Origin of the sequence: Psychrobacter glacincola, from assembly GCF_904846215.1 — a bacterium.
Lineage (GTDB): Bacteria > Pseudomonadota > Gammaproteobacteria > Pseudomonadales > Moraxellaceae > Psychrobacter > Psychrobacter glacincola.
The window spans coordinates 169,859-185,469 of the sequence record NZ_CAJGZK010000003.1 but is presented as its reverse complement, the minus strand read 5'-3'; the positions used below and the strand labels follow the sequence as shown (position 1 = coordinate 185,469).

Sequence of the window (15,611 nt, the reverse complement as noted above, 5' to 3'; positions counted from 1 at the left end):
TGACAATCAGTGTGACAAAAAGCACACTATAAAAACAAGGTGACAAGTGTAGAAGTCAGGACTTAGTAACGAGAAGCAGAGATAGTTATACAAAATTTTGACTGTCAAACTATCGAATGATTTTTCCTGTTAATGCATCGCCTATTTGGCTTGGTAAATGATAACCCAGCGTTTCCCCTTTAAGATACCCAACGCACTCATTTAAGTTTGCATGGTGACCTAAGAAATAACCTTGTGCTTCGCTGAGTGACAGCGCAGGAGATTGACCTGACGGATTGCAGCTTGTCGAGACGACAAACCCATAAGGATTGCTCGCTGACGCCATCTGCGCGCATAGTTGCTTGACTAATGGATGGTCAATCACACGCACGGCAACACTATTATGAGCACCCGTAATCCACGCTGGTATAGCGATAGACAGCTTTTTTGAGACAGGCAATAACCAGGTATGCGCCTGTTTGGCAGTAGTGTCTTTCGAATCAGTTTGCCAACTATCAAGCACCCTTTGATGTTGGGTAACACTTAAACCTTCTAGCAGAGCCGTAATGCGACTTGTGCTATCAGTGACCACAATCACCCCCTTCTCTATCGGGCGCTGTTTGATATCCAGTAGCTGCATCACAGCCTGCTTATTGAATGGGTCACAGCCGATGCCCCACACGCTTTCGGTTGGGTAAGCAAGTAATTGGCCTTTTTTAAGCCAAGTAGCGGCTTCAATAGTGGAGTCAGTAATGAGAGGCGCAGATAAGGACATAAGATAAGGACTTTAAGATAAAGATAGTTAAAAGAGTTACTGTGAATAGATATCGTGAATTTATTTTACAAGAAATGTAGAAACATGAGCACTTTTAAAACTATAAGTACTTTTAAATACGTAAATAGCGCCCACCTTGGACAGTAACTGTACCCAATAGCTCAAGCTCCATTAATTGTCCAATCAATTGCGCGGGCGTAAGATCAGTCGCAAGGATGAGTGCATCCAAATCTTGACCATGCCAATCTAACTTTTCAAACAGTGTGGTTAGATGCTCAGGTATGGTCATGCTAGGTGCTGGCTTTGTTTTCTGAGGCTTTGTTTGCTGAGGTTTTGTTGTTTTACTAGTAGCGGGCGAGCTAAATACTGACTTATCAAGGCTTTGTGCTTTTGAGCTATTATCAAGCTGATGCTGCTGAGACTGGCTTGGCAATTGCACACTGATATCATCCAATACTTGCTGAGGATGGTAAACCAAGGTCGCGCCCTCACGTATTAAATGATGGCAACCTTCAGCATTGCTATTGTCTATATGACTTGGAATCGCAAAGACTTGCTTACCTTGCTCAGAAGTTAAGCGCGCAGTAATTAGCGAGCCACTTTTGATGGTTGCCTCAGTCACGATGGTCGCAAGGCTCAACCCTGCAACCAATCGATTGCGGCGTGGAAAAGTATGCTTGTGTGGTAGCGTATGCGGTAGCAGCTCACTGATGATACAGCCACCTTGCTTAATGATTTGGCCAAACAGATGATCGTGGTGATTGGGATAATTAACATCAATACCTGTACCCATGACGCCTACTGTGCGACCTTGGCACGCTACATCGGTCTGTGCCAACGCACCAAGATGGGCGCGCTTATCCACGCCAATGGCAAGTCCACTGGTAATGACGTATCCTGCTTGTGCAAGATACTGCGCCATATCAAAGGTGGCTTTTTGCGCGTGTGGGGTCGGCTTGCGACTGCCAACGATAGCGATTTGCGCCCAACGCAATAATTCACGATTACCACGGTAAAATAATAACGGCGGTGGATCGTAGATTTCTAATAATTGAGCAGGATAATCAGGCTGGTCGGCAAATAATAGACCGTACTTTTCTGCTATTAATGCCTGTTGAATATTGTCGATACTAGCGCGCGTTTGCTCTGGCTGTCCGTGGCGTACCAAATGAGTATGATGAATACCTAACTGACGCCACGACTCTACGCCAGCTTGCCATGCCAGCTGCGCACTGCCATAGGTATGGATAAGTTTATGATAAGACGATAATGACGCGTTTAGCTCAAACCACAGCGCCAGTATGGCGCGCTGCTCGTCTGATAAAGTAAAAGTAGCTACTGTCATCATCGTACGACTCGTATAGGCTTATTTAAAATCTGCTCACTAAAACCTGATGCAAGATTACAAATAAGGAGGTGGTAACAGCTGATCACCAACACTCAATGGCAGCTCAGACTCAAGCACATAAGCATAGCTGATATTATCAAAACTATTGAATACCATCACCATACCGCTTGGCTCGCTCGGCAAGCGTACTGGTGTATCATTGTCCTTGATATCGCGTATCACTGCGCCCTTTTGATAAACGGTCAACACATCGCCCGGCTTAGCGCCTTGTACACGACCTAAATTGATAGCAACCACACTACCTTTAGCAGCTGAGCTGATAGAATCCATAACGCGGACGATCGTACCACCGCGATTGACGGTTGCAGGTGTCGGATAAAAGACTGGCGGGATTGCATTGTCTAATTCAACAAATACTCGATCGCCTTCACGCACTTCTTTACCGTAACTGTCGATAAGCTGTAAGCTCGTCACGCCATTGGTTGCTGTAGAAGTAACCAGCCCCGTCGCCACTTGTGTGACTTCTAAGCCAATAACTTTTTGTGTTCTTGGCTCGATATACATCTCGCCTTCACGGTAGACACCATAACGTTGACCTACAAGCAGTGGTACGCCTTTGGCATAAACTTTGTCACCACTAGCAGTGATTAAGTTGCCTTTTTTTGAGGCCAAAATATAAGGCGTGGTATTAAAGTCTGCTGGATTGACAATCAGTGTCTTATCAAGCCAATGCTGAATGGCAGACCATGGAATGGGTGCAATACTATTGACAGCAGAGGTAACAGCGACCGTCGTAGTGACCACATTGCCTGTTAATTGCTTTTCAATCCCTGCACAGCCCTCACCCGTATCAACGCCGATCAAAGTCTTACCTTGAATGACACATAGAATCAAAACATCATTAGGATAAATAAGGTTGGGGTTTTTGATCTGCTTATTGGTCGCCCAAATCTCTTTCCAGCGCCATGGGCTGTCCAAATAGCGCCCTGAGATATCCCATAAAGTATCGCCTTTTTTGACAATATAGCGATTGGGCGCATCCGCTTTGATGGTCGGCGGCGGATTGTTAGCGTGGGCTGTGCTCATCAGCATGGCACCACTAAAGGTCGTAACCAATAGCGCTTTTGCTATATTTTTTAAGCTCATCTTCATGGTTATATCCACAATATGTAAGGCTGGTAGCAACGCCATAATTAAGGCTATTTAAGTTGGCTTACTTTGCTTCTCTTCAAGAATAACAACAAAGAATTAAGGAAAATAAAGACTCATAGTACCTTATCATAACGTTTATAGAGCAGCTATTCAGTGTTAGTGACTGATATGAGTGACAGGTATGATTTCTAAAAAAACGTCTGGTAAAACGATGACTTACCGACGCGATTTCTAATATTACAATTATATCCACCATAACACAATCATAAACACTTTATTACAATGGCGTAACCTTAAACTGGATGTCTATTTTAAAACTCGTTCAGAAAATGATCCTATTACACAGGGTTCGGCGTGACATGCTGACGGATTTGTTCAGCGACCAATTCAGCATCATTATCAAGCACCACCACATTTTGTGGTAACGCTTCTAAGCCTTCGGTGTGAGCAGGACGAGCGATATCTATTTGACCAATGGCCTCAATAATAGTCTCGGCAAATTTAACAGGTAACGCTGTCTCTGCACAGACAATCACCTCGCCCTCACGCTGCAATTCTTTGGCAACCTTAATACCATCAGCTGTATGCGGATCGACCAGCTCACCATGCTGCTCATAAAGCGCCTTAATGGTTTGCAGTCGGTCACTATGAGCAGATTTACCCGCAGCAAAACCATAACGGCTGTTGACCGCTTCCATCAAGTCAGACAAATCAAAACCTTGACCAGATTTCACCCCGTCAAACAACTCATGAACGCGTGCGCTGTCTTTATCAAGGAGTAGATAAACAAAACGCTCAAAGTTAGAGGCTTTGGAGATATCCATTGAGGGGCTTGAGGTGATATAAGTTTTGGCAGTCGGACGCGGCTGATAGGCGCCTTGATTAAAGAAATCATTAAGCACATCGTTTTCATTGGTCGCGACGATTAAACGCTCAACTGGTAAGCCCATTTCGCGTGCAATATGACCGGCGCAAACATTACCAAAGTTACCTGATGGCACGCTAAAGCTGATTTTTTCATCGTTGCTCGTAGTCACGGCAAAGTAAGCTTTAAAGTAATAAACAATCTGCGCTAGGATACGACCCCAGTTAATCGAGTTTACGGTACCTAAGTTATAAGCCGCTTTAAATTCTGCATCCTGTTGTAATGCTTTAACAATATCTTGGCAATCATCAAACATACCGTCGATGGCAATATTATGGATATTTTTATCAGTCAGGCTATACATCTGTGCGCGCTGAAATTCGCTCATTTTGCCATGTGGTGATAGCATAAAGACTTCGATATTTTCTTTACCACGTAGGGCATATTCTGCCGCACTACCGGTATCGCCACTTGTGGCACCAATGATGGTAATACGAGCGTCTTTTCTTTTAAGCACGTATTCAAAAGCATTGCCCAAAAACTGCATGGCAACGTCTTTAAATGCCAAGGTCGGACCGTTCGACAAGCCTAAAATATATAAATTGTCTTCAAGTTTACGGACAGGAACAATCTCATCAGAGCCAAATACCTCAGCGGTATAAGTGCGCTCAATAATATCTTGCAAATCAGCGGCAGGAATATCGGTCGCAAAGCGCTGCATAATCGCCATCGCAAGCTGTGGGTAGCTCAGCGCGCGCCATTCAGTCAGTGTCGCACTATCAATATTCGGATAATGTTCAGGCAGCATCAAACCACCGTCTGGCGCAAGACCCATTAATAACACATCACTAAAATCCATCGGCGCTGTCTGACCACGGGTACTGATATATTTCATTAGATTGTCCTGTCTACAATGAGATGATTGATTAAAACAGTTTATTCAGCAGTTTTTTGCAGCAAGGCATAATAAAAGCCATCGCCGCTCTCGCTATCAATGGGTAAGCACTGGCGACCGATCGCTTGTTCGATACCCCAACTGCAATCGTCGCTAAATTCAACGGCTACTACATTATTATAGTAAGTCATGAAATCCTGCATCTGCTCGACGTTTTCTTGCTTTAGGATAGAGCAAGTGACATATAACAGATAACCGCCAACTTTAAGCTGTGGCCATAGGTTATGCAAGATATCGGCTTGTAACAATGCCGTTTGCTCGACGTCTTCTTCGGTACGCAATAAGCTAATATCAGGATGGCGACGAATCACGCCAGTCGCCGTACAAGGTGAATCTAGCAATATAGCGTCAAATACGAGCTTGCTCTTTTTCTTACCAGCCCCTTGCCATGTGGTTGCGTCCGCACAAACAATATTGAGCTCGATATTTTTTTCAGCTTGCTGCAAGTCGTGCTGACTTAAATTTAAGCGCTGTAAATTGGTATGAATGCGCTCGATACGTGGTGCTTCATTATCTATCGCAGTAATCTTCACTTTCGAAATCACAGGCGACGTTTCAGCATTGTCTTGTTTCACGTGAAACAACGAAGACTCATTTGAGCTAATTAATTCTAACCAATGAGCAAGCTTACCACCCGGCGCTGCACAAGCATCTAAAATACGAATCTCATTGTTATTGGTATTCGTATCCGTATCGACATCTGCATCATCGTTTTTAATACTCAGCTTATTGAGCAGAGCACTATGGATCAGCGGCGCTGCAAGCTGCGCGTGCATATCTTGTACACTAGCAGCCCCTTCAGCGAATTGCGGTAAGGCATTCACTGCCGTGCTTTGATGTAATCTCAAACCTTTGGTTAATATACTATTAGATGTCGCTGTATCCGACGAGTTCTCAAGTTGTAAACCACTCGTAAGCTCAACCAAATCTGCTTCAACTTCAAATTCTACTAATGCTTGTTGATAATCCTCTATCGAAGTAACCGCTGTATTCACGCGCAAAAACATCGGCGCAGGTTGACGTAAACCCTGCATCAGATCATCATACTCCTCACTCCAATCTTGCTTAAGCTGATAAGCAAGCCAATTCGGTAAGCTGTGCTTTTTATCACACTTTTTACGGAACTTACTTGGGTTCTTAGCGACTTTACGCAAGATAGCATTGATTAAACCCGTTGCATGCGCAAATTCGATTTCTTTTGCCGCTTCGACTGTTTCATGAATCGCCGCATGGTCAGCCACTTCTAAATACAGCAGCTGCACCAAACCCACTTGAATCGTCGTACGTACTTCAACCTCATCAATAGGATTATCCGCCAGCGTATCGAGCAAACGTGAGAGTGCATACCACTGGCGCAATGTCGTCAGTAACAACGCGTGAGCAAACCCTCTATCGCCATCGTGCATACTGTTCAATAACGGGTCAAGAACACTTGCGAGCGACTTACCGTTTTGAATAGCCAGTAAAGTGCGAATGACGCGGACGCGGACGCTACCATTCATAATAAGGTTGCTTGACGGTTTGAGCTTATTGTTTCTTGGCGCAGTGCTGGTTTGTCTCATTCAGTTTTATTTCCTTGACGTATTATCGATGACGTCTTGTGCAAGTGAGGTTGCTTATCAATAGATTATTTATAGATAAGCGACTTATTATTAAATTAATATCAAATTAGATGCGGTTAAATTAGGTTGTTTCACCAGTAAATTTCTCACCATCGTTTAGCTGATTACCGTGGCAAACTTGCTCAGCTGACATCGGCTTACCGCCAGCAAACTGCAAGTGTGTAATAGCCAAAGTACTGGCTAATTGCTCAGTGTTTTCTGCTTTATTAGCTTGTTTGATATCAGCTTGTTTGGTATCAGCTTCTTTGCCACAAGCGACTAAGATTGCCTTGCGCCCAACGCTAATGATCGTGCCTGCCGATTTATCGGTTGGCTGTGATGCATTCACCGGCAAGCTGGCTAGTATTTTAACGCGCTGCCCTGCCAAAAAAGTATAAGCACCTGGCCATGGCGTCAATCCGCGAATTTGGCGTTCAATATCAGCAGCAGACTGTGTCCAGTTAATCTCGCCTTCCGTTTTAACCAGCTTTTCGGCATAGTTCGCTTGGCTATCATCTTGAGCGATAGCCTGCGCTTGATAATGTCGTAAATCCTGTAGCACGGTAGTAATAGCAGTCGCACCAAGCGCAGCCATCTTATCATGTAGGCTGGCAGCCGTATCGTCTGACTCAATAGGCGCGCTGACTTTATAGAGCATGTCACCGGTATCAAGCCCTTTATCCATCTGCATAATGGTAATGCCTGTCTCACTATCGCCCGCCAGCAATGCGCGGTGAATCGGCGCTGCACCGCGCCAACGTGGTAATAATGAGGCGTGAATATTTAGGCAACCATAAGTCGGCGTATTCAAGACACCAATCGGAAGAATCAGACCATAAGCGGCGACAATCATCACGTCTGGCTGATAGTCTTGCAAAGTTTGCCTTGCTACTAGGCCTTCATGACTAGATTTTTTAAAGGTTTCAGGCTGCTCAACAGCAATATCATGTGCCAATGCTACTTGCTTGACCGCCGATGCTGCAAGCTTTTGCCCGCGTCCCGCTTTACGATCAGGCTGACTATAGACCGCCACAATAGTGATATTCAACGCTTGTTGCTGCTTGATTAATACCTCAAGGCTTATCGCTGCAAACTCAGGCGTACCAGCAAACACCACTCTCAATGGCGCAGTACGCTTCGGTTCATCAATGGTATTAGCGGTATCAGTAGTAAGGGATACATCAGGAGCACAAGCAAGTGTCGTCATAGTTAGGCAGTATTGATGAGTAATGCAGCTATTATAGGTGAGTTTGTAGCGCAGTGCCATGATTGTAGTGCAGTGCCATGATTGTAACAGCCACAATCAAGCGCTATTAATGCGCCTATTTATCTTTATAATAGCACTAAGACTCAGTCTCATTTTTTACATTGTCATATAATGGCTAGCTCTCGATATTTTTTATTGCTTTATCGTAGGCTAACAATAAAAAAGATAGCCATTAAATCTCACGAAATCATCTTAAATTCACTGTGTATTATCATGCCGACTTAGGGTCATGCCTTTATGCCACAATTTCAGTCTCTGCAGCGCTTACTGGCTTTCTATACTTTGACATTACTTGCCATGTTGTCATTATATTACTTCATCATGTTTCACGAGATGAAGAATGACAGCAAGCAGCACAGTGTAGAGATTTTTCATACCCTGCAATATCAGATTTCTGAGCTTAGTAATCCTATAAACCCTGCTGTTAAAAAAATAGTAGAAAAGCCTTTTTTGGCAGGGATCAGTTATCAGCTGATTTTTATGATGCCCTCCGGTCAAACTTATATTTACAATCACACCGAAGCTGATGAGCGTGCATTTAACGGTATCATGTTTCCAAGCATTGAGACTTCGCTGTTATCAAATAGGAATACTCATAGCACTTATACGTTATCCACCGACAAACTGGTGGGAACCATTGAGCTTAAAAGCGGTCATAAGTTTTATACCATGTTGCGCCATAAGCCGCTCGATATTAATTGGGTATCTTATCGCTATTGGCTACCTTTAATGACAGCCATTATGTTTTTTACTTTGGCACTACTTTATACCTTAAAACGCCGTGCCAATTGGGAACAGTTACTGCTTTATACCGACAACTTGAGCAGTCATGCAAAAGAGGCTTATACACCGCCGCCGTTTGTTAGCAAAAAATCCACGGCTGAATTTTTGCATTTAGGTCATGCACTTAGTCGTATTCATTATCAGCTACATAACAATCATCGCCATATTACCACTCTAAAGCATCGCCTAGAGCGTTTGGTTGATCACGCCCCGCTACCAATGCTAATGATTATGAGACAGGGTCAAATTAGCTTTTTTAATCAACGTTTTGAGCAAGTATTTTCGACTGCCTTTCAAAATGACAGTAACTATCAATTAACAGATTTTGTCTTTGCTGAAGATGAGTCAACCCAATTACTATTACAACATCTGGTAAATCTTCGTGTTACGCGTACGCTTACGGTATACGGATTGGCTAATAAAAAAGCCTATCAGCTGCATGTGACCCCGTGGTTCGGTGAACACGGTCAAGTTCACGGTTTTACCGTACTCCTAAACAGCATCAATGATTTGGTGAGCCAGAACACACAGTTACAACAACAAAATATAGAAATACAGCGACAACTTGATGAATTTAACGCGCTCAAGTCGACTATGGGTCATGACTTACGCCTACCACTAGAAGCGATGATTGATACTTTGGAGCCGATTGATACTAGCGTTTTGACTGTCAAAGAGAATCAGATTGTCAATACGTTGATTGAAACCAGTCATTCTATGCTCATTATGCTCAATGAGATGCTCGATATAGGCGAGATAGAGGTTCGAAAAACCCGTTTGAGTATTGAAACTGTCGACATCTATAAAACAGGGCAACAAGTCAGTCATTTAGTCACAAAAGATGCAAGACAGCATGGGCTTGAACTGCTGTACTTTTTTGCTGCTGATTGCCCTCGCCTCATCGATACCGACCATAGACGTCTGCAAATAATCTTACGTAACTTACTGGATAACGCCATTAGATATACCAGCTCAGGCTACGTTGCGCTGACGATCGAAGCGCTGAGTGCTGAACAACTATCAGCCGAAAACACCATTTTGGTTAATGCTTCAGTCAGCGGTGCAACGAATGACTTAGTGGCTGATAATACCAACAAAGAAGCAAACCATACGCATGACTGGGTTCTCTTTAGCATCCAAGATAATGGCATTGGCTTAGAGACAACCCAAAGAGATAAGTTGCACACTTATTTTAAAGAAATGGCTCAACTAGAAAACACGCAAGCAGACCAGTCGAGTTACTCGCAAAAAACCAGTCAAATACATACGCAAATCACTCAAGCAGACGTAGGACTGACGACCGCTTATAGTTTTGCTAAATTATTAGGCGGTTTTATAGAGTTGCATAGCACACCTGATGTTGGGAGCACCTTTGATCTTTATCTGCCTTGTCAAAATCCAAACTATCAGCCAATCTACCATCTCAATCAGCAGTTAACGCGCTTGCATCTTATTGCCATCATCAATCAGCCCCTTACCGCTGAGCACCTAAAACGCTTATGTGACCATTTAGCCATCACACTCACTATTTTTACGTCTACTGATAGCGTGACCCTACAGCATCTCAGCGACGAATTGATGCAAAATCAACAAACCCTTGCTCCGATATTACTGCTCGATTACGATTATTACGAAAGCATTACGCTTGCTTTATCCAATCAATCAGAAATAAAAGATGACAAAAGTACCGATGCCAATATGATAGAGGAACAAATAAAAGAAGAATATTTGCAAGATAAAGTACTTAGTAATATTGATAGGCAGTATGCATTAGATCACTTATTGGCTAATGCGTCGTTACCAAAGATATTACTGAGTATGAAATCTGAGCGCAGCATTGCCGCAATGCTATTGGATAAATGTGATGGATTTTTGACCAAACCGCTAGATGCAAACTTATTGCTATCTGAGCTCCTACGCTTAACGCTCCCTACCAGACAGACGCTCATACCAGAGGCAGAGGTTAAACATAACGATAGCGACATAGCAACAGCGAACAGTATGGTCCATGAAACCGAAACCATCTCGCCTCTGATTTTGGTAGTAGAAGACAGTCCTACCAATCAAAAAATTGCCTGCAAAATGCTCGCCAAACTTGGTTATCGTAGTGTGGTGGCAGAAGACGGTCAGCAAGCATTAGATGTACTACAAGCAAATCGACAAGAGATTGATCTTATTCTAATGGATTGCCGGATGCCGGTGATGGATGGATTACAAGCCACCCAATTTATCCGAGCGCAAGGCGATGATATTCCTATCGTTGCTCTGACAGCAAATAATACCGAAGAAGACCGCTCAGCGTGCTTAGAGGTAGGGATGGATGAGTTTTTAGCCAAACCTATCAATAAGGATAAACTACAAGAAGTGTTGGCATCATTTATTAAAACCTAATCAACAATGCTTGCCACCTCTTGTATTTAATAATAAATGATATCTATTTCATAAAGCCATTATCTGCTAAAAAAGCTTCGGTGATATTACTTTTCGGGCTATTACTTTGCGGGCTATTACTTGCCGTATCTCCCTGCGACTTATTCAATAAACGCTCCAAGTAGCGAGCCACGATATCGACTTCTACATTGACCTTGTCTCCTACTAACCAATGCTGTGCAATATTGGTCACTTGGGCTGTATGCGGAATGATATTGAGAGAAACAATATTATCGCGTACTAGGTTGGTCGTGAGGCTAATACCATCAAGGGTAATAGAGCCTTTAGTCGCTGTATAATGCGCCAGCTCTTTTGGTATCTCGATTTCGATATAAATTGAGCGCGCATCTTTTTGTAGCTTCCTGACTATCCCTATCCCATCGACATGACCTGCGACAATATGCCCACCAAAACGTGTGGTCGGTAGCATCGCCTTTTCTAAATTTACGATATACCCCGGTTTTAAATCCTCTAACGCCGTACGGGCAATAGTTTCACGTGAAACGTCGACAGAGTAATAATTACTACCAAAATCCACAACCGTCAGGCAAATACCATTAGAAGCAATTGAATCACCCAGCTTTACATCACTAAAATCTAGCCCATCTGACTCTACAGTGAGGCGAATATCACCGCCCGTAGGCTGCATCGATTTAACTTTCCCAACACTCTCTATGATTCCAGTAAACATATCGACCTCTTTTCATTATTGTATAGTTGATCCACTTTTAAAGGAGTACAGCACTACTAGGGTTAATTATTCGCAGCCTCTGTCTTCGTAGACACAGCAAGTAAGAAAAATTAGCCTCAGTAGTGATTGATAATATTTGTATTTCTTTTATTTAGGATTGACTATATTGTCATTATAGACAGTGTTCCTCGTTTGAACGTATCGGTATTTCTAAGCAATGGTCTGAGCTTTATTAATAACACATAGGATAAGTTGTGGATAAATAGTGAGCAGCGCTTTAAAAAAGCATATAAAACCTTGATTATTAATAAGTTATCCACAATAGCTTTGATTTATACTCATGGTTTAAAGTAATAATAAAATCCGCTTAAGTAATTGATTAATAACAACTTATTTTATAATTTGAACGCTAGGTTAGATTAAGCGTTCCATGTGAAACAAAGTTATACACAGTTTCATGTGAAACGTAAAATAAAATTTTTTATCTATCCCCAACTAAGATATAGTTGTTCTACTTTTTAAAGAGCACAGCGCTACTAAGGTTAATTATTTGCAGCCTATATCTGCGTAGGCCCAGCAAGCAAAAAAAAACAACCTCAGTAGTGATTGATAACAAGCAGTTATACTGGCAATAAAGTCAATTTTAAATCCGAACCAAGCTGCTCATGACATTCAATATTAAAGCGTAACTGCTGAGCTAATGATAAAGGATTGATATTAACCATCGCACGCGCTTGCTGTCCCAACAGACATGGCGCTTGATACACAATCAGCTCATCTACCAGTTGTTGTTGTAAGAAGCTACCAGCCACACTGGCACCCGCTTCTATTAACACGTCATAACACTGATATTCACTGACTAACAGCGTTAATAACTCCGTTAAATCATCATCACACCAATAAAGGGTATCGGTACGACGGCACAACTGGTAATCAGATTCTGGGTCATGCTTTAAACGACCTCGCCTATCAAGTATTACAACCTTAGGACGTGGAACCTCCTCAAACGCTATACCCAGTTGGTGTGAGCGTACATTTAATTGTGGATTATCTATGATGACCGTTTCGCTGCCGGTGATGATAGCACCACTTTGTGCCCGTAGCTTTTGTACGTCTTCACGAGCGGCAGTACCTGTAATCCACTTTGATTGCCCATTTGCCATCGCAGTACGACCATCAAGACTGGTGGCAATCTTAAGTCGTACATAAGGCATCTGCATACGCATGGCTTTTAGAAAACCTTTATTTAAGGCTTCTGCCTGTGCGGTAAGTATACCAACTGTCACATCAATGCCTGCTTGCTCCAGTAATCTCACCCCGCGACCCGCCACCTGTGGGTTTGGATCTAGCCCAGCGACAACGACCCGTTTTACGCCAGATTCTACAAGAGCCTGCGCACAAGGCGGTGTGCGCCCCATATGACTACAAGGCTCTAACGTCACATAAGCAGTAGCACCTAATGCTTTTGTACCTGCGTCTTTTAATGCGAAAACTTCAGCATGCGGTTGACCGGCTTTGGCATGAAACCCTTGACCGATTACCTCCTCTGCTTGAACAATGACACAACCTACGGCAGGGTTTGGTCTTGTGCTATACAAACCAAGCTTTGCCTGTTCAATAGCCAGCATCATAAAGTAACGGTCTTTTGCATCTTGAGAGTGATCTGGATTTGACATAAAGGTTTACTTAATCAATGATTGGTCACGATTGTTGAGAGACTGAACTGATAAAATAGCAGTGAGAAGCTAAAAAACACCAAAGCTTTGATTTTATATTACTTATCAATAGGACGGATATTAGCAATTTCTTGATGGAAGGCATCAATATCTTGAAAATCACGATAAACACTAGCAAAGCGCACATAAGCGACATCATCCAGTGTCTTAAGCTCGCTCATGATGATTTCACCTAAGACTTTACTGCTGACCTCACGCTCACCCATTTGCCGTACGCGCTTTTCAACTCGACTAATCATTGCCTCTTGTTCATCTATAGTAATAGGTCGTTTTTGTAATGGCAGTAAAATCGAGCGACGCAGCTTGTCATTATCATAAGGTTCAATCTTACCGCTTGATTTAATGATACGCGGCATGACCACTTCAACCACCTCAAAAGTAGTAAAGCGTTCTTGGCAACTATTACATGAACGGCGGCGACGTACTTGCGCGCCTTCAGCAGCAAGACGTGAGTCGATTACCTTAGTCTCTGACGCATTACAATAAGGGCAATGCATACGGCTTTCCTTGTCTTTATATAAATCACTATTAAACGAGTGACAATCCTATCTGTACAGCCACATCATGAAATTTTATAACCGTAAGCAAGATTACTTACCAATACAAAAACTGCCAAAAATCTTGCCAAGCAAATCATCTGCGCTGAACTCGCCCGTAATCTCGCCCAGACTATGTTGAGCTTGACGCAAACTTTCAGCGACTAACTCCCCCGCTTTAAAAACGGTCAGCTGCTCATGAGCTTCTGCAAGATATTCAGCCGTTCTTCTTAACGCATCTAAATGACGCGTACGAGCGATCAAGCTGTTTTCTGGTGGATGGAAGCCCACTTTAGCGCACAAGGTTTCGATTAAATCGTCAATACCAGCACCTGTTTCACATGAAACATTGACCTGCTCATAGCTTTGATTACTCATTTCTAAATGAGCATTAGAAGTAACTTTCTGGCTATCGTCAGCGTTTATTAAGTCGCTTTTATTAGCGATAATCAATAAGCGCTTGGCTTCCGGCAGCTCATCAAATAGCTGTTCAGCGAGCTGTAATGGGGTAATCTGTTCTTCAAGATCACGGGTGACATCATAAACCATCAGCAATATATCAGCCTGAGTAATCGCCGTACGTGCACGCTCGATACCGATACGCTCTACCGTATCTTGCGTTTCACGCAAACCTGCTGTATCGGTTAAATGCAAAGTCAAGCCGTTTAACACCACGGTTTCTTGTAAAGTATCTCGCGTCGTACCGGCTACATCAGTGACAATAGCACGTTCTTGACCTGCTAGCCGATTGAGTAAGCTTGATTTACCGGCATTGGGTCTGCCTGCCAACACCACATGAATACCGTCACGTAATAACTGTCCTTGCTTTGCAGTCGCTAGTACTTGCTGTATTTTTTCTTGTGTCTGCTCAAGTTTACTTTGTATGACCCCATCTGATAAAAAATCAACGTCTTCTTCATCAGGAAAATCAATAGCAGCTTCAACATGAAGTCTAAGATGAATCAGTTGCTCAAGTAGCTGGTTAATCTTTTTTGAAAATTCGCCGCTGAGTGAGCGGATAGCACTACTAGCAGCGGCAGCACTGGTAGCATCAATCGCATCTGCAATGGCTTCAGCTTGCACCAAATCCAACTTATCATTATCAAAAGCACGGTAAGAGAACTCTCCAGCGCCTGCTTGTTTTGCGCCCAACTCAAACACACGCGCCAGTAGCTGATTCTGTAAAATCATACCACCATGACCTTGCAGCTCAATCACATCCTCGCCGGTAAACGAGTGCGGACCCTTAAAATACAGCACCAACCCTTCATCAATAACCGTGCCATCTGCTTGATAAAATCGGCAGAAGCTCGCCATACGGGGTTTAAATTCCAACTTACCTGTCAGCATGCAAGCAATGCTATACGCACGTGTACCAGACAGACGAATAACCCCGACCCCACCTCGTCCAAGCGGTGTGGCAATCGCTGCAATAGTAGGGAGGCTCGAAAAATTAGAACTTTCTGATGAAGTAGGGTCAGCTAACACCATCT

Annotated in this window: 11 protein-coding genes; 1 reads left to right on the top strand and 10 read right to left on the bottom strand. The window is 43.2% G+C overall.

Annotated elements, in window-relative coordinates:
- Positions 1–109: 109 nt before the first annotated feature.
- From JMW90_RS03095 to fmt, 6 genes are all read right to left on the bottom strand, one after another.
- The gene (locus JMW90_RS03095; protein WP_201561634.1) at positions 110–754 is read right to left on the bottom strand and encodes an L-threonylcarbamoyladenylate synthase; all 645 of its coding nucleotides are present in this window, start codon (positions 752–754) and stop codon (positions 110–112) included.
- A gap of 112 nt (positions 755–866) precedes the next feature.
- Positions 867–2,102, bottom strand: a complete 1,236-nt coding sequence (gene dprA / locus JMW90_RS03090) for a DNA-processing protein DprA (protein ID WP_201561633.1) — start codon at positions 2,100–2,102, stop codon at positions 867–869.
- Positions 2,103–2,156: 54 nt separating this feature from the next.
- On the bottom strand, positions 2,157–3,254 hold the full coding sequence (locus JMW90_RS03085; protein ID WP_201561632.1) for a LysM peptidoglycan-binding domain-containing protein: 1,098 nt from the start codon (positions 3,252–3,254) through the stop codon (positions 2,157–2,159).
- A 338-nt stretch (positions 3,255–3,592) separates the two neighbouring features.
- Complete coding sequence (gene thrC, locus JMW90_RS03080) at positions 3,593–5,014, bottom strand: threonine synthase (protein ID WP_201561631.1); 1,422 nt, start codon at positions 5,012–5,014, stop codon at positions 3,593–3,595.
- 41 nt (positions 5,015–5,055) lie between these two features.
- Positions 5,056–6,636 carry a transcription antitermination factor NusB gene (locus JMW90_RS03075; protein WP_201561630.1) on the bottom strand — a complete coding sequence of 527 codons (1,581 nt, stop codon included), beginning with the start codon at positions 6,634–6,636 and terminating at the stop codon, positions 5,056–5,058.
- 121 nt (positions 6,637–6,757) lie between these two features.
- Positions 6,758–7,882, bottom strand: coding sequence for a methionyl-tRNA formyltransferase (gene fmt, locus JMW90_RS03070; protein WP_201561629.1), 1,125 nt, complete (start codon positions 7,880–7,882; stop codon positions 6,758–6,760).
- Positions 7,883–8,179: 297 nt separating this feature from the next.
- On the opposite strand from fmt, the gene JMW90_RS03065 reads away from it, so the two are divergent.
- Positions 8,180–11,116 carry a response regulator gene (locus JMW90_RS03065; protein ID WP_201561628.1) on the top strand — a complete coding sequence of 979 codons (2,937 nt, stop codon included), beginning with the start codon at positions 8,180–8,182 and terminating at the stop codon, positions 11,114–11,116.
- Positions 11,117–11,159: 43 nt separating this feature from the next.
- Here the strand turns inward: JMW90_RS03065 and JMW90_RS03060 are convergent, their stop codons facing one another.
- The 4 genes from JMW90_RS03060 to mnmE all read right to left on the bottom strand — a co-directional run bounded on the left by JMW90_RS03060 (position 11,160) and on the right by mnmE (position 15,609).
- Positions 11,160–11,846 (bottom strand): riboflavin synthase, encoded by a 687-nt coding sequence (locus JMW90_RS03060; RefSeq protein ID WP_201561627.1) that lies wholly within the window; start codon positions 11,844–11,846, stop codon positions 11,160–11,162.
- A gap of 620 nt (positions 11,847–12,466) precedes the next feature.
- Positions 12,467–13,522 (bottom strand): bifunctional diaminohydroxyphosphoribosylaminopyrimidine deaminase/5-amino-6-(5-phosphoribosylamino)uracil reductase RibD, encoded by a 1,056-nt coding sequence (ribD, locus tag JMW90_RS03055; protein ID WP_201561626.1) that lies wholly within the window; start codon positions 13,520–13,522, stop codon positions 12,467–12,469.
- A gap of 98 nt (positions 13,523–13,620) precedes the next feature.
- Positions 13,621–14,079: a transcriptional regulator NrdR gene (nrdR, locus tag JMW90_RS03050; RefSeq protein ID WP_201561625.1), complete on the bottom strand. Its 459-nt coding sequence runs from the start codon at positions 14,077–14,079 to the stop codon at positions 13,621–13,623.
- Positions 14,080–14,172: 93 nt separating this feature from the next.
- Positions 14,173–15,609 carry a tRNA uridine-5-carboxymethylaminomethyl(34) synthesis GTPase MnmE gene (gene mnmE / locus JMW90_RS03045; RefSeq protein ID WP_201561678.1) on the bottom strand — a complete coding sequence of 479 codons (1,437 nt, stop codon included), beginning with the start codon at positions 15,607–15,609 and terminating at the stop codon, positions 14,173–14,175.
- Positions 15,610–15,611 lie beyond the last annotated feature (2 nt).